Origin of the sequence: Halobellus clavatus (assembly GCF_900107195.1) — an archaeon.
Lineage (GTDB): Archaea > Halobacteriota > Halobacteria > Halobacteriales > Haloferacaceae > Haloquadratum > Haloquadratum clavatum.
This window is the reverse complement of sequence record NZ_FNPB01000001.1, coordinates 587,563-605,253: the sequence shown is the minus strand read 5'-3', so window position 1 is coordinate 605,253 and position 17,691 is coordinate 587,563. Positions and strand designations below refer to the sequence as shown.

At 49.0% G+C, this 17,691-nt stretch carries 19 protein-coding genes; 7 read left to right on the top strand and 12 right to left on the bottom strand.

Annotated elements, in window-relative coordinates:
* Positions 1–472 precede the first annotated feature (472 nt).
* On the top strand, positions 473–1,222 hold the full coding sequence (locus BLU74_RS18395; protein WP_139175629.1) for a GNAT family N-acetyltransferase: 750 nt from the start codon (positions 473–475) through the stop codon (positions 1,220–1,222).
* Here BLU74_RS18395 and BLU74_RS02930 read toward each other — a convergent pair.
* Positions 1,217–2,011, bottom strand: coding sequence for a Cdc6/Cdc18 family protein (locus BLU74_RS02930; RefSeq protein WP_089764966.1), 795 nt, complete (start codon positions 2,009–2,011; stop codon positions 1,217–1,219). The two genes, BLU74_RS18395 and BLU74_RS02930, sit on opposite strands and share 6 nt — an antisense overlap.
* Before the next feature lie 309 nt (positions 2,012–2,320).
* Here BLU74_RS02930 and BLU74_RS02925 point away from each other — a divergent pair, with 309 nt between their 5' ends.
* Positions 2,321–2,851, top strand: a complete 531-nt coding sequence (locus tag BLU74_RS02925) for a hypothetical protein (protein WP_089764963.1) — start codon at positions 2,321–2,323, stop codon at positions 2,849–2,851.
* 488 nt (positions 2,852–3,339) lie between these two features.
* On the opposite strand, the gene BLU74_RS18390 is transcribed toward BLU74_RS02925, so the two are convergent.
* Positions 3,340–3,918: a hypothetical protein gene (locus BLU74_RS18390; RefSeq protein ID WP_139175626.1), complete on the bottom strand. Its 579-nt coding sequence runs from the start codon at positions 3,916–3,918 to the stop codon at positions 3,340–3,342.
* A gap of 177 nt (positions 3,919–4,095) precedes the next feature.
* On the opposite strand from BLU74_RS18390, the gene BLU74_RS02920 reads away from it, so the two are divergent.
* From BLU74_RS02920 to BLU74_RS02910, 3 genes are all read left to right on the top strand, one after another.
* Positions 4,096–5,118, top strand: coding sequence for a Cdc6/Cdc18 family protein (locus BLU74_RS02920; protein WP_089764961.1), 1,023 nt, complete (start codon positions 4,096–4,098; stop codon positions 5,116–5,118).
* Between the two features lie 85 nt (positions 5,119–5,203).
* Complete coding sequence (locus BLU74_RS02915; RefSeq protein WP_089764959.1) at positions 5,204–5,656, top strand: ArsR/SmtB family transcription factor; 453 nt, start codon at positions 5,204–5,206, stop codon at positions 5,654–5,656.
* Entirely contained in the window at positions 5,653–5,868 is a 216-nt protein-coding gene (locus BLU74_RS02910) for a hypothetical protein (protein WP_089764957.1), read from the top strand. The genes BLU74_RS02915 and BLU74_RS02910 overlap by 4 nt, the downstream gene beginning before the upstream one ends.
* 161 nt (positions 5,869–6,029) lie before the next feature.
* Here BLU74_RS02910 and BLU74_RS02905 read toward each other — a convergent pair whose 3' ends face one another.
* From BLU74_RS02905 to BLU74_RS02885, 6 genes are all read right to left on the bottom strand, one after another.
* Positions 6,030–6,509: a hypothetical protein gene (locus BLU74_RS02905; RefSeq protein ID WP_139175623.1), complete on the bottom strand. Its 480-nt coding sequence runs from the start codon at positions 6,507–6,509 to the stop codon at positions 6,030–6,032.
* The gene (locus BLU74_RS02900; protein WP_089764951.1) at positions 6,506–7,033 is read right to left on the bottom strand and encodes a hypothetical protein; all 528 of its coding nucleotides are present in this window, start codon (positions 7,031–7,033) and stop codon (positions 6,506–6,508) included. Before BLU74_RS02900 ends, BLU74_RS02905 begins: the two co-directional genes overlap by 4 nt.
* Positions 7,034–7,043: 10 nt before the next feature.
* Entirely contained in the window at positions 7,044–7,667 is a 624-nt protein-coding gene (locus BLU74_RS02895) for a transglutaminase domain-containing protein (RefSeq protein ID WP_089764949.1), read from the bottom strand.
* Positions 7,668–7,766: 99 nt separating this feature from the next.
* Entirely contained in the window at positions 7,767–8,183 is a 417-nt protein-coding gene (locus tag BLU74_RS02890; protein WP_089764946.1) for a DUF8104 domain-containing protein, read from the bottom strand.
* A gap of 34 nt (positions 8,184–8,217) precedes the next feature.
* Positions 8,218–8,370, bottom strand: a complete 153-nt coding sequence (locus BLU74_RS18770) for a hypothetical protein (RefSeq protein ID WP_175454547.1) — start codon at positions 8,368–8,370, stop codon at positions 8,218–8,220.
* Between the two features lie 59 nt (positions 8,371–8,429).
* Positions 8,430–9,671, bottom strand: coding sequence for a tyrosine-type recombinase/integrase (locus BLU74_RS02885; protein ID WP_089764943.1), 1,242 nt, complete (start codon positions 9,669–9,671; stop codon positions 8,430–8,432).
* A 282-nt stretch (positions 9,672–9,953) separates the two neighbouring features.
* Between BLU74_RS02885 and BLU74_RS02880 the strand changes: the two genes are divergently transcribed.
* Complete coding sequence (locus BLU74_RS02880; protein ID WP_245705708.1) at positions 9,954–10,517, top strand: dual specificity protein phosphatase family protein; 564 nt, start codon at positions 9,954–9,956, stop codon at positions 10,515–10,517.
* Between the two features lie 16 nt (positions 10,518–10,533).
* Here the strand turns inward: BLU74_RS02880 and BLU74_RS02875 are convergent, their stop codons facing one another.
* Entirely contained in the window at positions 10,534–11,439 is a 906-nt protein-coding gene (locus tag BLU74_RS02875) for a hypothetical protein (protein ID WP_139175620.1), read from the bottom strand.
* Positions 11,440–11,550: 111 nt separating this feature from the next.
* Between BLU74_RS02875 and BLU74_RS18385 the strand changes: the two genes are divergently transcribed.
* Positions 11,551–12,081: a hypothetical protein gene (locus tag BLU74_RS18385; protein ID WP_139175616.1), complete on the top strand. Its 531-nt coding sequence runs from the start codon at positions 11,551–11,553 to the stop codon at positions 12,079–12,081.
* A gap of 31 nt (positions 12,082–12,112) precedes the next feature.
* On the opposite strand, the gene BLU74_RS02870 is transcribed toward BLU74_RS18385, so the two are convergent.
* The 3 genes from BLU74_RS02870 to BLU74_RS02860 are packed head-to-tail and all read right to left on the bottom strand — an operon-like array spanning position 12,113 to position 17,687.
* Positions 12,113–14,101, bottom strand: a complete 1,989-nt coding sequence (locus tag BLU74_RS02870; protein ID WP_175454546.1) for an ATP-binding protein — start codon at positions 14,099–14,101, stop codon at positions 12,113–12,115.
* 47 nt (positions 14,102–14,148) lie between these two features.
* Positions 14,149–14,694 carry a TATA-box-binding protein gene (locus tag BLU74_RS02865; protein ID WP_089764935.1) on the bottom strand — a complete coding sequence of 182 codons (546 nt, stop codon included), beginning with the start codon at positions 14,692–14,694 and terminating at the stop codon, positions 14,149–14,151.
* Positions 14,695–14,702: 8 nt separating this feature from the next.
* On the bottom strand, positions 14,703–17,687 hold the full coding sequence (locus BLU74_RS02860) for a type I restriction endonuclease subunit R (protein WP_245705707.1): 2,985 nt from the start codon (positions 17,685–17,687) through the stop codon (positions 14,703–14,705).
* Positions 17,688–17,691: the final 4 nt, after the last annotated feature.

The following is a 17,691-nucleotide window of genomic DNA, read 5'->3' as shown; positions in this document are numbered from 1 at the left end:
GCCAGAAACCCCAAAGAGGCTGCGTTAGGCCAGTCGATCCGGCGCGCGCTCCTGCTTCGGATCTCGGATGCCGCACCATTCAGTCCCGCTGTCGTCTCGACCCAGCGTCCGCTCGCATCTGATCCGTTTGACCTCGACGCTCGATTCTCGGGAGTGAAACCAGCGGAAGAAGCCTAGGCCGGGATTTGAACCCGGGGTCTCGTCCTTACCAAGACGTTGATACATTTCGTGGCCTGAAACCGGAATTTTGACCGTCTTCACACAACACATATTTCGTCTATATTTCAGACCACGTCGCCGTCTTGGAATTCCCTGTATTTCCTGTAGCTGGCCGGTCTCTTCGTCAACTTAGTATTATCGCGCACCCCCTTGAAACACCGGGCAAGCAGTCTTTCGGCCTGAGCAAGAATACTAGGCCCGAAGCGAGTCTTTGCAGTCAAGACTCTTGTTGTAAGGTGCAAAAGCGGGGAATATGATCTCTTCAGAACTCCTCCAGGGATACTCGAAGAAATCGGATAGGCAGCTCGATCTGCTAAAATGTCCGGACTGTGGCTCTCTTCACGATGAAGCCAAGCTCAGTGGTTCTTGCTACGAATGTGATTCTCACATAGCGCACAAGCGTTACAGTACTCAAGCCACTGTTGACTACGCTATTTGCAGTAATTGTAGTTCAGAGGTACTGTATACCAGAGATAATGAGATAGGCGAACGGTGGGAGGTTCCGGGGTACTACTGCCGAAATTGCACGACCATCCTCGAAGTAAAATCAAACGGACAGTTTGTACAACCGGAACAGTTCCTGAATAACAGCCAAGGTTCAGGATTTGAGGTCCAGGCTGTCAATAGTGAACGCACAAAGACAGTCGCTGAGATGTTTTCTTGGTCAACGAAAGTAGAAGGAGTAGGGTTCTGGTCCTACCAGCCAGACAGTCACAGGGTTTGGCTGGCAAGCCTGAATAACTGCTACTGTGGCTTCGTCACCCTCGATGACAACGATAAGCTAATCCAGATTTGGACAGACCCAGGTGTCAGAAGACAGGATGTTGCTACTATGCTACTTGAATACATCTGTGAGACTGTTCTCCCCGCTGACGGCGAGCTATGGATGAACAAGCCGACGGACCAGGGCAAGGAACTTTTCAAATCACTAATCGATAGCGATGACAAAATATTCGGTCGAAAGGTCGAGGATAAGTACGTGAGGAAAGCAATCCGACTATAGCATACTCACCTCTAATTCGCTTTTACCATTCTGATCTGCTTTCCGTCCTGTCCTCAATAGTTTCTCTAGTGCTTCTCTACAGTCTCCGCTGTTCTCTGCCACGGTTTCAGCGATCTCTTCGATGACTTCGTCGGGGACGGTTCCGGGTTTGAATGCTTGCTCCACTCGTTTCGACAGTATTTCTTGGAGCTGGGGTGCGTTGTAGGAGTTGAACTGGAGTGTCTGGCAGTTCAAACGTGATTGGCTCCGTGGATCCAGGTGGACCTTGGAGGGCGGCCGGTTGGAAACCATCACGAGGCCAAGCGAGTTCTCCGCTTCCTGATTCAGCATTTGCAGGTCGTAGATGATCTCCGTCTTCTCCTCTAGCTGGTCGAACTCGTCGATGGCCACAGCTACTCCACGGTTCTTGTCTAGCCATTCCCGAAGCTTGGAAAGCAGTTCATCTACGGGCTTGCCTTTCCGAGGCGCAGGATACCCGAGCTGGATCAGTAACTCGGTCAGAAGTGAGGAGCGGGAGTTGTACTGCCAGGCATTGATGTACACGGATTCTGCACCGGCTTCAGTCTCTAACCGGTCGAAAACGTGCTTCACACAGGTCGTCTTCCCGACTCCGGCCGGGCCGTACACCAGCAGGTTCTCCGGAGTTTTTCTCCTCGTCAAAGGCCGGACAGCGTCAGCAATCCTGTTGATCTCGGTCTCTCGACCTACCGGTTCATCCGGCTCATAGTTCGTTGTCAGGTATGTTTCCGAACGTAGAATCCCGCCGCTGCTTGTTGATTCTTGAAACAACTTTATCTTCGCCTCGTATCATCTAACCTGTAACAGGTAGTTTCAAAAACCGGATCAGGGGAGGCGTTTCACTTGCTTCTGTACCTTCCACAAAAGCACAAGAAACCCTATGTCGATACGCTCAACTATCGTTCTCGCCGGCGCTTCGGATACTTTCCGCGACTCCCTCCCAGAAGTCTTCCTCCATCCACTCCGCTATTTCACTCGCCGTCGCGTCCTCATCAGGCCGCTCAATCATAAGAACCAGTCGAACGTGGATAGACAAAGATGTGAGGGATACTTTATGCCGGCTGTCAGTACGTAGACGATATGAACAAGGAAGATATCCGTAAATGGAGCGAACGGTACGATGAAGCCTATGACGACGACCTTCAGGAAACAGAAGAGCGTATACACAAGCAACTGAGAGAACAGGGGTATCTGACCCGTGACCAGTTACAAGAGGTGGTTCAGTGGAAACTGAACGGGATGCCAGGAAGACGGGGCGGTAACGTTGAGAGAGTCAACACTGTTCCCGATGAGTACGTTCAACGGGTGACTGAAGCAGCACTACTGATTGACGACCCGAAAACCCAGTTGAAGACCCTGAAATCTATACCAGGTATCGGACCAGCCACTGCAACGGTCATTCTAACCTTCTACGATCCCGAGAACTACGGAATTGGCGACCGCTACATCCTTGACCAGTTCTTCGGAGAAGACCGGACAATTCGAGTGACTGACTACCCCAAAATTCTCGCCGAACTCCGAGACCGAAATCCCGGTGACTTCGACCTTCGGACTGTCGAGAAGGCATACTACCAGAAATACCGCGTGGAGAACGACGTAGGTAACTGGTGAATCCAGCGGCTGATTCTATAGCTATACCTCCCGTTTCCGGGGATTCTTGAACCACTCCGGCAAACCGTCTCCCCACGGGTAACGATACCAACAGATGCTATTGCAGCAATTCAGGCACTGGAATGTCTGGCCGTTGATCCACTTGGAAAGGCCTGTATCAGAGCACTCGTACCGGTCGCTCTGTCTATGCCAGTGATTCGATCTCGTGTACGGCTTAGATGTCGTTCTACCCTGCAACGGCTTGATATCCGTAGACGGGTTGTTCTTCGTGAAATCCGTGGGATCGAATCTCCGGGAAACCGAGCTCACAGCCTTTCACCGCAGTAGATACACCTGCCCGCTTCCTGTTCTTTCTTCACAAGCTCGTGGCCGTCGTCTCTCACACAGTTCTTCATAACGGATACGTGTTAGATCACTCAGGTATTAAGAAAGAATCTGGATCATTCCGCGGAAACGCTTCTTTGTTTGGCCTCTTCCGTGATCTGGTCTCACTCGATAAGTCTTGCTTCACTAATACTGATAGAAGATGTGATTCCACCGTAGTCGGTCAGTTTTCCTTCAAAACGGATCCTTTGATTTGGACTAACTCTGAGAAGATCACCTCTCTCGGACTCTTTGAACCCGATTCTATAAGGTGAAAAGCCGATGTCTAGCTCACTTTCAGCTTGTGGACCGGCTAAGACAACAAGCTTCCCGAAAGCATTCTCATCCACGCTGTGAACGTACGCACTCGCCCTAATCCACTTACCCCTATACTTGGAACTCCAAATCTCATCCTTCTGAAGATCTGTATAGGTAGAATCTGAACCAAGCAACACAGACTGAATCTCTGAAAGCGAATCGTTCACATACACTCTGTCATTACCATCTTCTACAGGCTGTGCGCCTTCTGTCCCGCTCGAAACAAACATAGACATAAATATAGAGTATAGAATTATGACACCAAAGATTCCATATACAAGCAACTCCCAGTCGATAATGGAGTCAGATTTCTGCTTTTCTCCAGAATCATCATTCTCTGATACATCTTCAGGTTTCGAGTTACCTTCTTCCTCCTCAGGACTCATTCGCGCTATGAAATGGTGACTCTCCGATTCTTTTGTAGCTAACCCTGACCCTCGAACTATTCCGCGGAAACCTCCGGACTCGAATTAAAACTAGCAAGGCCGCAGTACTCAACCGGAAAGGCATCCGAACCCGGGTGCCTGTAAACCCGTGTAACCCCTTTCCCCGAAAAATGATCTATGCCAGAACCACTGAAAGACCCGACACCACTGCAACCAAACTACCTACCCGAGAAACTCCACGATAGAACAGAGGAGCAGAAGCTGCTGGAAAACCTTTCATCGAAAAACTCTGCTCCAAAGAACCTCTTTCTCCACGGCCCCCGCGGAACAGGTAAAACCCACGTCACACACCTTGCCCTGGAAGAAACCGACAGGAAATGCTACGTTCCCTGCACCCAGCACGACACCCAGTACAAGGCCTTGAAACAGATACTCAGAGCCCTAAACGAAGAAGTCAACGACGGCCACCACACCTCCGACCTACAGAGAAAACTCGTGGAGAAAACCAAGGCCGTCAACACGGTAATCATCCTCGACGACATCGACTTCCTACTCCTGAACGACGGCGACGACCTCCTCTACTTCCTCACCAGGATGGAAACACGCAACGACGTAGATCTAGTACTCACCTCCTCAAACCACTCCGGACTCAAATCACAGATCGAGGAACGAACCTACAGCAGCCTACAACCCCGAAGGGTCAGTTTTGAACCCTACACCGCAGAAGACGCATACCAAATCCTCGTAGAAAGAGCTCAGAAAGCACTGGTCAACCAGAGCCTCCAGAAAGCCGCTTTAACCTACATCACATCCACAACCCAGAACATCGCCGTCGGCCTACACTGGCTGAAACACGCAGCCGAAACCACGGAATCAGTCATCACGGAATCACACGTCCAGCAAGTCCAGGAGAAAGCGTATGAGAAGTACGCCGCACACCTGCTTAACCGGTTCACAGAACACCACCGACTACTCTACCAGGCAGTACAGGAACTCGACGTCGAAGAAAACACGATACGAACCGGAGAAATCTACACACGGTACGAGGAACTCTGCAAGACCTACAACGAGAACACACTGTCCAAACGCCGGCTCAGCGACTACCTGAAGCACCTGGAACTGCTCGACCTGATCGAAGCAGAATACCACTATGGCGGCAGCAACGGCAAAACACGAGACGTGAAACTGGTCTCACTCTGAACCCATCATATAGGAAGTGTAGTAGATAGTTGACTCCTCCAACTGCCGCAGTTTTATATCAGCGACAGTGTATAGATTCGAGTTAATGAGTGATTTGAGCAGGGAAAACCTAGAAGACCTTGCTGATCTCTATCAAGCCCTTTCAAACGAGAAACGTCTGCGTATCCTTCTACAACTCTACAACGACGAACCGGTCTCCGAACTCACAGAAGAACTCGGTATCTCACGAAGCGGCCTCCAGAAAAACATCGAACGCCTGATCGACTCGGAACTCGCCTTCAGACCACAGAAAGAAGGATCAAAGACATACGCACTAACACCGCTCGGCGAACACTACGTCCACGTACTGGAGAAAGACAAAGAAACCAGCCTCAAGACCAGAGAGATGCTGGAGAAAGAACTAAACCGGTTAGAACAGGAACAAAGCGATACACGGGAAACCCTGGAGGAAGCCGGTGTCGACGTCACCGAGTTCGAGCGAAAACTGAAGCAAGAAGCCTGGCAAAACATCTGGGAAGACGCGGAAGAGAAACTATGACTGATCCTGCCGAGATTGAAGATGAGATCCTGGATACGTTGACCGGCGACGAACCTGTCCGGACACCCGGCGATATCGGATTAGAGCTGAAGAGGAGAGGTGTGATAGAGGAATACGATGTCGGGGAGTTCCACGACCGCTTGGAGGATATGCGGGAAAGAGGACTGGTAGAGCTGAACAAAGGTAACTGGGGAGAATACACTGTTGATTAGGAGAGGCAGAGTCAACGAACTAGTTGAGAAAACTGTGTAGCCTACTTCATTCAAGAGAGTCACGAAGGCCCGAGCGAGTATTTTTCTATGATCTGCCGCCGAGACCATGTCCTCAACTGTGAAGAAGAAGAAGCTGTAGCAGATCTGCCGAAACAGGAACTCTAACCGTTTACACAGACTTTTTCGACCAGTTTTTCGCCGCACGTAGGACAGGACTCTTCAAACACTTGCTGCCCCGGCTCACCCTCAATCATTAACTCCATCTTAGCCCTGACATCCATCTCGTGATCCGTACGGCAACTGGAACAATACAACCTAACTTCCTCAAAGTTCGACGGCTCTTCCCGGATCTCCACGTACTCCGAAATCAGTTCCCGGACCTCGTCACACAGCTCCTCGACGTACCTGATTTCTCTTTCGTAAAGGAACCTGCCGATCCACTGGATATCCTTGGCGTAGACCTCGTACCCCAGTACATCGTCCTGGTCCTGGACGACGAAGTTGAAGTTGAAACCGTCGTTCTCCCAGTTGAAGATCCAGTGCCGCCCTGAATCCTGATCACTTGCCGTATTATAGGCAACCGTCCCGTTCCCTGCCTCGTGGAGAAACCGGGTCATCGGATGAACTTCGTCTTCAGTCATCGACGGCTGTGCCTCCAAGTGTAGTTGCTGATACCTTCTCCTTCATCCAGGAAATCCTCGGAGTACTGTTTCGGTGGTTGGAACGTGTGTCTACTGATTAACGGCTGGCCGCAGTCCGGACATTCTTCCTCAACCATTCTCTGAGCATACAAGCCGTCTATCAACAAGTCGATTTTCGGCGTGACATCCACCAAGTACTCTTCCTGGCACCGGACACAGGTATCGTCCAGTATAGCCAGTGCGTCCGGATCTTCCACCAGTTCAACACGTTCACTGACTGTGTCACTGACAAAAACAGGTGGCTCTACGTACTCGAAGACAGCGACGTGCTTATCGATCCAGTCCATATTACGGGCCTGAATCTTCTCCACGTCTCCACTCTTCGAATGGATTGAGAAGTGGAACGTGTACTTCGACTTCGGCAAGGCGTACACCCAGATATCCTCGTCACCTCGCTGTAAATACGCTACCTCGTCGTCACCGTTCGCCCTCTTCAAGAACTCACCTAATTCTTTCAGAACCATAACCTGTTATTCAGGAATCCTCCAAGGAAAAGTAATCATACCTGGTATCCTCGTTGAACACCAGTTCACCGCCCTCGTTTTCCTGGAAGAACTCTTCGTTGACACACCCGACTACAGGACTGTAAACCGGGTCACAAAGCAACCAAGCACCGCCGCTGCCGTCAGACTGGAAACGAATCCGTGGAACCTCTGCACTGTAGAAATCCTGTGCCTCTCCCTGTAGATCCTCGACGCTGTTCTCCGGGAAACAGACCTGCACCATCAAATGATTCCCCCAGTCCTCATCGACTACACCCAGTAAACGGGTTTTGAAGCTGCGAACCTTCAACAACGACGCCAACAACACGGCTTGATCCTCGCAATCCGACTCAACGCCGTGGTCAAGGACGTAGTCCGGTCGGTACAGTGCCTTGTTGCTTTCACCATCTGTACCATCCACGTTTTCATACACGAACTCGGTCAAGGCAGCAGCGTACCTGTACCGTTCAACACCTGGCTCCACACCCTCCAACACTTCTGCTGCGTGGTCCCGCACCTTCTCCGGGTACACACCGTTGACAAGTAATTCAGCCCGTGTCCTGTTCGTCGTACTGTACTCCTGCTCTGTGTCTCCCGGCGCAGAATAACCAGTCATAGCCAAAAGAAAGGCCTACGATAAGTTAACCTTTTACTCAACTACTCTACGAGGTTGATACTCTGGTGGCTTCGGCGGGCATAGAATCAATTGCGAATGTTATTCGAGCAACTTCCACAGCTCATCTTCATCGCTAACTTCTTCTAAGGCCTTCTGAACCTCTCGAACCTCCATCTCCAATTCAATACGATCACGCCACTGCTGACGCTTCTCACTCCGCAACTCAGAATAGAAACCGTCAATCTTCGACTTCAACCGCTCCTTCTTTTCCTCCTCAACGCCTCCAAACCCGTGGTACAGATCCTCCAATCTTTCAACATACCAGTCAAGCTTCGACTCCAATTCTTCGACAGTCTCCGAGTGAATCTCTCTACGCTCATCCAACAAGGATTCAAGCCGCTCCAACTCCTGCTCCAGCCTCTCTTCCTCATTCTGTTGTTCCTCGCGCAGAAACTCTTCAACGCTGAATCCGGAGGATGACAGATCTAGGTCTTCCCAGTAATCACGGTACTCCATACCCCGTTGTTGAAAAGAAGAAGTTGGAAGGGTGTTATCCCTCTCCAGAGTTCGTTAGACCCCGATATTCTCTTGCCTTCTCCCTGTAGAACTTCGGCAACTCCTCGATCTCCTCATCACTCCAGGAATCGACTTCCTCCAAGAGTTCCTCGGCCTCGAACACTTCGCTTGATGCGACACGACTCATACCAGAACAAAAAGAAAGGAAAGGATTGGAAAGTACGCAAACACCGTATTTCCCAAGGACTAGTCCTCAAGCTGTTCCAACTTCTCCAAGACACCTTTCTCCTCCAGCTCGGCTAACCGTTCAAGAACCTCTTGTTTGTCTTCTTTCTTGGATTGTTCTTCGAGGCTTAATGGTCGGCCGCAGTCTCGACACTCGCTGAACTCGGGTTCGTTTGAAGTCCCGCAGAAAGGACACGTATTGCTCTGATCCTCTTCCTCTACCTCTGTTTCCACGTTGTACTTGTCCCGGATCGCCTTGTTGACGTCGTCGTTGTTCAAGTGGACATAGACCTTGGCTCGTCCTGATCCCGGCACCCAACCAGCAAACTTGTTCAACTGCTCGTACCCCATAAACGTCGCAACCTCAGTCAAACGGGTATGCCGCAGGTTGTACGGCCTCCGCTTATTCCCCGGTATACCAGCCTTCTCACAGGCCGATTTGAAACGTCGACGATAAGCCTGGTAACTCATCTCCTCCCGAAAATCCGGCTCATAACTACACGAGCCATCGTGCTGAGTCACTCTCTCACCGCACTTCTTGCACATCTGCTGCTCCTTCTTCACCCACAACGGCGCACTCGGATCATCAATATCACCCATCTCTCCACCCAGAGGATGATGCGCAATCCATTCACGCAGAGTCCTACCGGCACGCACCAATTGATTAGTACGATCTGGAGTACCCTTCAGTCCCTCTAGGTAGACGAAGTCACCCTTCCCGTTCGTGGTGAAATCTCCTATACTACAGTTCAAAAGCTCACCAGGCCTGGCTGCCGTCTCGTAGAGAGTTATAGTGAAAGCCCTGTCCCGCGTATTGCTGAAGTTCCGCATCAATTCCCGAAGCTCTTCCTTCGTGAATATATCCTCCCGTGAGATCGTATTCTCCTCCTTCCGACTCTTGTGTACCGAGAAGAACTCAACCTTCTCAGGATGTTCATTCCCTCCGTTCTGAACCTTGTAGAACTTCTTCAACGTGCCACGGATCTTTGCCTTCGTTGATTCAGCGTAATCACTCCGGTTAAGATCTGCCACGATGTTCTTCAGCTCCTGTTCCGTAGCTCCATCTAGAGTGAAGCCTTCAGGAGCGAACTTCTTCAGGACCGTTTTGAGGGCGTAGATCTGCCTCTCTTGCTGGCTTTCACCGATGCCTTCTGCCGCGGCATCGTTGATGAAGGAGCGAATCGTGTTGTAGTTCTCCGTGCTGACTTGGTCTTCCAGGTTTTCAAGAGCGTTAGATACGCTGATGTACTTTGTAGAGCTCATAGTTTGGTGGTTCACCTAATCTGGTTCGACCCAAACCTTGGAGGAGATGGGGAGAGACCACAGTTCCAATGGGTTCAATGCTCCAACCGAAATCGGATATAGTGTTCCCAGCGAGAATGTTATCTTTCGTTCAGTGTCTACTTCTCTTGAATTGAGAGCGTTTCTCTTGGCCTTAGAAGGCCTCATTTCGGTTCTAGCCCACTATACGGTTGTTACAGTGGGCGGGTGGAGCATCTGACAAACGATTTAATGTCTCGTTCTTAGTTTGCTCGTGGCTTTCGTTTGTTTCCTTTGCTCTCCTCGCTTCGTTTGGGTTTTCATCTGAAAATTGGTCTAGAATATTTAAATAATCTGTCCTGTTTGTCATCGGAACTCGGGGGTTATGGACAGGTAGAATTTAACCAGATCCTGCTCATAGATTCTTCTCAACAAGGTTGTATCGGGATGAATGAAGTGAGCGATGGGATTTTTGTAGGGACAGAATCTAACGCCAGCGACGAATCACTTCTACGGAAACACGGTATCGACACCGTCATCTCTCTAACCCATAGCGAACCAGATACAGGAGACATCACCCGTGTAGATGTGCCGATGATAGACGGACCACAGAACAGTTACGAGGCATTTGCTGAAGCTGTAAAGGAGGTCGTGAAGTATCATAAAAACGGTCAACGTATCCTAATTCACTGTTCGGCAGGTTCTTCTCGTAGTCCTTCAGTCGCCGCAGCAGCAATCACACACCTTACACAAAACAATCTCAACGAAGCCTTCAACCAAGTAATCGAACAGAGACCGGAGACAGATCCGCACGACGCATTGGTCCGTCAAGCTAACAGATATGTTTAATATTTTCTTTGTGATCCTAGACTTCTCTCCATTCTGACCAACTCTTACTATCCGTAGATAAAGATATCACGCCTTGATCTGGGAGGGCATCGCTCGGAATTCTGTACTCTGCCACATCTTCTCCTCCCGATGTACCGACAACATTTAGATAAAACCCTTTCGCGTCAGGGAACGCTTTAAATGCGTCCCAGATGTCCTCTATATCGACTTCAAACGTGTATGGATCTTCACTTTCTGCTTCTACCTCCTTCTCCAGAATGGGGCTCCAAGGTGGAGTACATCCGTAAGTTGGCTCCCCGTGTGCGAAATCTAGATAGTCCAGAAACGCTTGTAATTCTCTCTTGGTGTGTGGGTTCAAACTACCTGATTTGAGCGAATCACCCGTAATCGAAGCAACCTTAGCGAATGCAAAGAGTTCCTCAGTGTCAAACTGAAATGTGGTGCCATTTCTATCGGTTATCTCCAACTCGTCCGATATCTCGAAATCTTCACCGTGTATGATGGTATTTCTGTGATCGTTCAAATCTCGAAACAACGCAAATACTCGGTCGTAAATTGACTTCTCTTGGTCGTAGATTGAGGGAAGCTGGAGATTGTTGTTCTTTTCTAAGTCTTCCAGTTTATCGATTTTGTCTGAAAATCTCCAAGGCACACCGTTGATAATTCCCTGGCTATCGTGCTCCTCAAGAATCCACTCCATCTGCATATCGAGCGCCTTGTAACTCGCAGTGAAAACCAATGGATACATCCGTTGAACGATTTTGTCAACCCTGGCCTGCGAGATACTGGTCTTCGCTGCAACAGCGATATGCTTAGAGCCATCCTCGTTGATTTCCGCTCGCGCATCTCCTGACGGGAATGGCTCTATCTCTTCCGATAGAAACGAGAGTATCCAAGTCTCGTAATCAAGCTTCTCTTCCAACCGTTGAACCGCGTTTGTGCCATACATCTGCTAAACCTTGTTAATTAAATTCCTTATTTGAGAGCCAATCAATCCCTGTGCTCTTAAAATAATAAATATCTGAAGTCTATTATGGTCTTTCCCGAGTGGCTAGAGGATAAGGCGACGAAGAGAGACTTATTAATTGCAGTCGTTACAGTCACTTTAACGCTTTTAGGCCAATTTGCTTACGCAGAATACCAACAGTCACAAGATAATCCCATTAATATAGTAACAAATGATCAGTATCGGGTCCCAGCTAATACCTCCTGGCCGCTACCCATTGTGGCAATCAATCAAAGGGATCACAAGGTGGTCATTGATGACCTCCAACTATATGGGTGGCACGTAAATTCCAGCCGGAAACAGGATGAAGAGCCAAAAGATACCGAACTTGAGGTCGAAAATCTGGATAGATACATAGAACAACAGGAAAGAGAACTAAGAAGGCGAACATTGAATGCTAGCGGAGTTATTGGAGACCGAGATAGTTACTCTCCAATAGTATATACGCCATCTCAACCAGGGAACTATACCGGCTATTTCAAAATATCAACAGAAAGTGGCAAAGAATTGAAAAAGTCATTTCAGCTTGAAGCAGTCAATATATCTTCACAAGAATGATTTATATACACCGAACTCCCAGAACAGCCGATTAAAAACTATTCTCTAATTCTCTAAACTCCCGAACCAATCTAAACGCCACTCGATCCAGGTCTAACCCTTCTCCCTCTATCCTCTGCTTCAATCCATCCAGTACTTCCTGGTTCCGGCCTGCTACCCAGACTGCGTCGAATCCTTTCTCCAGGTGCTGCTGGACGTGCTCGATTTCTCTTGGGTTGTCACCCATCGCTACTTCGACTACTAACTCTGTGTTTCCCATGTTAATGTAGACGTCGGCGTCGAACTTTTCGAGGAACGCATCCCAACCCTGTCTTTCGAATGCTTCCTTGATTTGGTGTTGCCAGTACCTGTGGATGATCCCGCCTCGCCCCCTGTGTTTCACTTCCAGATCTATACCTTCCGCGTAATCACGGCCCTTCTCAGTCAACTGGAGCAGCTTTCGCTTGCCATCCTGACCCTTGACGTGGCGTTCTATGACGACGCCGTCGTCGACGAGTTCGTTCTTCGCCTTGTTTCCCTTGTACGTACTACTGAAACGCTCGTACCGCTCAGTCAGAGGCTTGAACGGGTTCTTGATGACATCCTTCAGTAATCGGTCGGCGTCCTTCGAGACCTGTATCTCGGTTGGATCATCAGGGATCGAGGTCTCCGGTACCTCTTCGGAACGTCCGGGTGCTATCCTGTCGTCGAAACGCTTCGTGGTCTTCCGCCTCTCACTGCTTAGCTCACTCCACTTCTCCGCCTGCTGTTTTTCCAGTTCTCTGTTCGTGACCGTCTTCTTTAGTTCGTAGTTTTCGAGTTTGACCGGGACTGGGTCACGGCTTCCGACCTGGACAACTGCTTCTCCCGTAACAAGGTCGTGTGCGAACTTCGCCTGCCTCTCAGACAGGTTCATCGCATCCGTCACCGCTTGAAACTGCTTCCGGTCAGCCGTAGGCAATAGAAGCTTGGTATGAGTATTCGCCTTAATCGAATCCGTCAATTTGGAAGCTTCCTGATCTGCAACGACGAGACCTTCACCAAACTCCCGCATCTTCGCCGTCAACTCATCAACTTCGGGAATACCAGCCGCATCCTGCCGCTCCTTATACACACTGAAAACACGCTTACCCTCATCCAGGAAAAACAAGTGATTCAAACCCTCATCCCGGTGATTCTGCGCCATACGGTACTCGTAGACGTACGCAAAAAGAATCTCCATCAAGAAGTTCTGGACGTCGTGAGAAAGACCGTCAAACTCAAAGACAACATCCTGGTCAAGCAACTCCTCTACCGGATAACCAACGCTACAGTCGAAGACCGTGCCTGCTATCAGGTTCATCGCCTCCAACCGGTTTAGGAGAGTATCGCGGTAATCCGACGCCTTCCGAACAAAGTTCACCTTCTGCTTCTTGATCAAAAGCTCCAACTCGTGAAGACTCGGATACGGCTCCGAAACCTTGTCAAACAAATTGTACAGCGTATAGAGTTCGACAATCTTCTTCATCAAGTAATTCTTCGAACCACTCAACAGAGAGGTAGCGTGGCCGTAGATCTCCGCGAAAACCTGGGCCCACCTCCTCGGCGGAACTCCTTCCGGCGGCTTCAACGGATTGAACTTCAGCTTCGTCCACGGCAACACCAGCAAATCAGTATCCTGGGCAAGATGCCGGTAATCCTGCTTCAAATCAAAAGCCCAGAACGGCTTATCGACCCTCCACATCAAACTGTAGAACAACGTCGTCTTCCCCGAACCCGACTGACCAACCGTCAAGAGGTGCTTCGTTAATTCCTCCTGAGAGAGATAGAAAGACTGGTTCCGGAACGTCTCTCCCAGATAGATATCACCGTACCTCGTGCTCTTCTCGAACGGGTAACGATACTGCCCAACTGATTTACCCAGAACAGCTTTTGAAACCGTATCTTGGAGATGCTCATTACTGGATAGGCCAGACGCTAAGACCAGTTTCTGTACTTCCTCGTTATTCAATATATCGCTGCGCTTCGCCAGATCTAGAAGACCCTTCCCGTCTCGATTCACAACAACTCAGACTGAAACATAAGAAGCTAAAACACGGATTTAAGGCCTCAATTCAGTTGAAGCCTCGATAACTCTTCCTCCAGAAAATCAGCTACAGCCTCCGCCTCCTCCAAGTCACTACTACCAGTGATCACAGCTTTACCAGTCGAAAAAATCAGGGCCACACACTCAAAATCAGGATTACGATAAATCAGGCCTGGGAACTGCTCCGGCTCATACTCAGTCTGTTCTAAACCCAAACCAATAGCTAAAGCACTCAAATTCAACTTATCCCCAAGAACAGTAGTACAAACCAGATTTTGAAGACGAAACCACTCCAAGTCTCCTTCCAAAACAATACCAGGCTCTGTTAGAATATCCACTAGCTCCTCTTTCACATCATACAACTCATCGATAGAATCTGCCCCCGTGATAATGAACTTGCCAGTTCGATAAATCGTTGCCAACGGAGAATCTTCAGAAAGCCTGACATACATTCCTGGGTACTTCTCTTCATCAAAATCAGCAAGAGAGCCAAGATCTTCAGCAATAACAGAAAGATCAAACTCCCTATCAAAAGAACCCGAGCCAACAGCATTCACAATCTCGATCATTAACTAGATTAGGCCGCAGCTCCCCCATAGAAAGCTTCTGCCTGAGCCACTATAGGCTCTACTAGGTCCTCATGCTTGTACAAGCTGAGACCATTATTCCGCAAAACAGCCTTTACCTCAGTCTTAATTTCCGCACGAATCTTATCACGATTAGTCCAGTCCAACTCAACTCTATCCTTCAGATTCTGCTTCAGCTCCTGAGCAATAGTCTTTAATTTCTCCTCCTCAATCTCCGTATCCGTATTCGAAGAAATTGCATCAAAGAACGCTAACTCCTCATCACTCAATTCAAGCTCATCCTGCCGATCATCCGACTCCTGAATCTCATCAGCATAATCACGAAGCTCGTCAATAACCTGCTGGGTCGATAAGAACCCCTCATTATACTGATCTATAGTCTCCTCAAGCTCCTCCTCAAACGACTCATATTTCGCCAGATTACCTTTCTTCCTAGTCGATATCTCATTCTCCAGCAACTGCCGAAGCATCTTCACCTGCAAATTCTCAAACTCAACTTCCTCTACATCCTGCAAAAACTCATCACTCAACACCGGTTTCTCCTTCTCCCACTTATCGAAACCAGTTACCTCAACCAGATCTTCAATACCGACACCCTCTGCGACTAACTCTTTCATCGCAGAATCCAACTCCTCCACCTCATCAGGATTACCCGACTTATCGATACTGTTGATCGCACCAAGTACCGCTTCGAAAAACGCCAAATCAGCCCTGATCTCACTAGCAGCGCTGTTCGGAGACACTAACGAATGTGCCTTCTTCAAGCCCTTCATTGACTCTCTAAAGTCTTCTTCCCGCTTCTCAGTAATTAATACCTCATTCTGTGCCTTGTACAACAGACGCTGCCTATCCATCTGATCCAACTGAGGCCAATCACTGTAATCAACCTCAGAAAAGAAGTCAGCGACCTCCTGATGCTTCTCTTTCATCACCTTCACTGCTTCCTCAATATCCAGCATAGCATCTTCCCGGATCTCAGAAGTATACTTATCCAAAGCTTCCTTCAGTCTCTCGCTTATACCAATATAATCAACAACGAGTCCTCCCGGCTTATCCTTGTAAACCCGGTTGACCCTGCCAATAGCCTGAAGCAGATTATGATTCTTCATCGGCTTATCCACATACAGAGTGTGTAGATGCGGGGCATCAAAACCAGTCAACCACTTATCACAGACAACCGCAATATCGAAGGAATCGTCGGGATCTTTGAACCTCCTCTTCAGTTTCTCGTTTGAGATAGGATCATCTATGAAGTCCTCTTGACCTGAAATCACTACTCGGGTTTCCGGCGCATCCGGATTATCTCTAATCTTCCGGCTCAGGTTCACCGCTGCCTGGCGGCTGATCGCAACCACCATTCCCTTACCCTCAATCTCTCTATTATTGAAGTGTTCTACAACATCATCTGCTATCATCTCCGTCCGTTCCTCACTGTTCTCAATGACACGGCGAAGCTGAGTCCACTTCCTCTTCATCTCCTGCTTCAAATCATCAGACTTTGAGTCCATCAACTCATTAAACCGATCCTCAATCTCAGGATCGTTTACCTGAAGCTTCGCTAACCGGCTCTCATAGTAGATCGGGACCGTAGAACCATCCTTTTCAGACTCTTTGATCGTATACTGGCTGACGTATCCACCAAAGGTATTGATCGTCGACCGATCCTCCTTCTGAATCGGAGTAGCAGTAAACCCAAGATGCGAGGCATTCGGCAGGCCATCTCGCACATTCTCCGCTAAAGTACTGTACTGGGTTCTATGAGCCTCATCAGCAACCACAATCACGTTATCGCGGTCATTGACCTCCGGATACTGAACCTCATCATCCGTAGTCTGGAACTTCTGAATCGTCGCAAAAATAATGCCTCCTGATTCACGATCCAACCGATCACGGAGCTCAACCCTGTTATCGCTGTCCGCCCACTCAGCGTCCAAACCGTGTTTCCTAAACTCAGTATACAACTGATCATCAAGATCATTCCGATCAGTCAAGAAAACAAGAGTCGGATTCTTCATCGAACTCTCTTGCTTGATCTTCTTCGCATAGAAAACCATAGACAGAGACTTACCCGAACCCTGGGTATGCCATACCAACCCGATACGGCTCTGATCAGGATCCGGGACGACGTCCTTACTGCTGTCAACCGCGCTATTCACCGCGTAAAACTGGTGATAAGCTCCCAGCTTCTTACTCAACTTCCCGTCCGAATCAGAGTACACCACAAAATTCTTGATTAAATCCAAGACCCGTTCCTTGTCAAAAGCACCTCTAATCAAGACTTCGGACGGCGGTAACTCACCGGTTGCATCCTTCTCCTCATCAATATACCGCCAAGGAGAGAACCACTCCCAACCCGCAGAGAGACAGCCAAGACGGGCATTATTCATATCCAAAATCCCGATCAACTCATTATAGTGGAACAGTTCAGTAATATCGTTTACATACCGATCTGTGACCTGCTTATACGCATTACCCATCGAGGCCTGCGGATTCGTCGGATCTTTCATCTCCAAGACCCCAATCGGAAGCCCATTCACAAACACAACCACATCAGGCCTTCTCTCAGGCCCATCGCCTATCTGCACCCGGAACTGATTAACAACTAAGAAATCATTCTGCCTCGGCTCATCAAAATTAAACACATCAACAAAATCTCCTCTGGGTTCTCCGTTTACTTCGTATTCTACCCGGATACCATTAACTAGGCTCTCATGGAAATTCTTGTTATTCTTCAGTAGCCGGGTAGAATTATAGCCAAGAAGCTGCGAGATCGCATCCTCAATCGCCTCATCCGGCATCGACGGATTAAATTCACGTAGCTTCTGCTCAAGACGGCCACGCAAAACCACATCAGAAAGAGACTCACGCTCCGGATCCTCACTGTTCGGCCCAAGCTCAGAACCATGCTTGTAAGAATACCCAATGTCCTGAAAAGCCTGTAGAGCCGGCCTCTCCGACAACTCCATCTCATTCATAGAC

Bases quoted from the DNA above. Each gene is read 5' to 3' on its own strand.
- BLU74_RS02885 (WP_089764943.1), bottom strand. From the start codon at position 9,671: ATGAGCTCTACAAAGTACATCAGCGTATCTAACGCTCTTGAAAACCTG.
- BLU74_RS18770 (WP_175454547.1), bottom strand. From the start codon at position 8,370: ATGAGTCGTGTCGCATCAAGCGAAGTGTTCGAGGCCGAGGAACTCTTG.
- BLU74_RS02890 (WP_089764946.1), bottom strand. From the start codon at position 8,183: ATGGAGTACCGTGATTACTGGGAAGACCTAGATCTGTCATCCTCCGGA.
- BLU74_RS02865 (WP_089764935.1), bottom strand. From the start codon at position 14,694: ATGATCGAGATTGTGAATGCTGTTGGCTCGGGTTCTTTTGATAGGGAG.
- BLU74_RS02925 (WP_089764963.1), top strand. From the start codon at position 2,321: ATGAACAAGGAAGATATCCGTAAATGGAGCGAACGGTACGATGAAGCC.
- BLU74_RS18395 (WP_139175629.1), top strand. From the start codon at position 473: ATGATCTCTTCAGAACTCCTCCAGGGATACTCGAAGAAATCGGATAGG.
- BLU74_RS02905 (WP_139175623.1), bottom strand. From the start codon at position 6,509: ATGACTGAAGACGAAGTTCATCCGATGACCCGGTTTCTCCACGAGGCA.
- BLU74_RS02900 (WP_089764951.1), bottom strand. From the start codon at position 7,033: ATGGTTCTGAAAGAATTAGGTGAGTTCTTGAAGAGGGCGAACGGTGAC.
- BLU74_RS02895 (WP_089764949.1), bottom strand. From the start codon at position 7,667: ATGACTGGTTATTCTGCGCCGGGAGACACAGAGCAGGAGTACAGTACG.
- BLU74_RS02915 (WP_089764959.1), top strand. From the start codon at position 5,204: ATGAGTGATTTGAGCAGGGAAAACCTAGAAGACCTTGCTGATCTCTAT.
- BLU74_RS02920 (WP_089764961.1), top strand. From the start codon at position 4,096: ATGCCAGAACCACTGAAAGACCCGACACCACTGCAACCAAACTACCTA.
- BLU74_RS18385 (WP_139175616.1), top strand. From the start codon at position 11,551: ATGGTCTTTCCCGAGTGGCTAGAGGATAAGGCGACGAAGAGAGACTTA.
- BLU74_RS02910 (WP_089764957.1), top strand. From the start codon at position 5,653: ATGACTGATCCTGCCGAGATTGAAGATGAGATCCTGGATACGTTGACC.
- BLU74_RS18390 (WP_139175626.1), bottom strand. From the start codon at position 3,918: ATGAGTCCTGAGGAGGAAGAAGGTAACTCGAAACCTGAAGATGTATCA.
- BLU74_RS02860 (WP_245705707.1), bottom strand. From the start codon at position 17,687: ATGAATGAGATGGAGTTGTCGGAGAGGCCGGCTCTACAGGCTTTTCAG.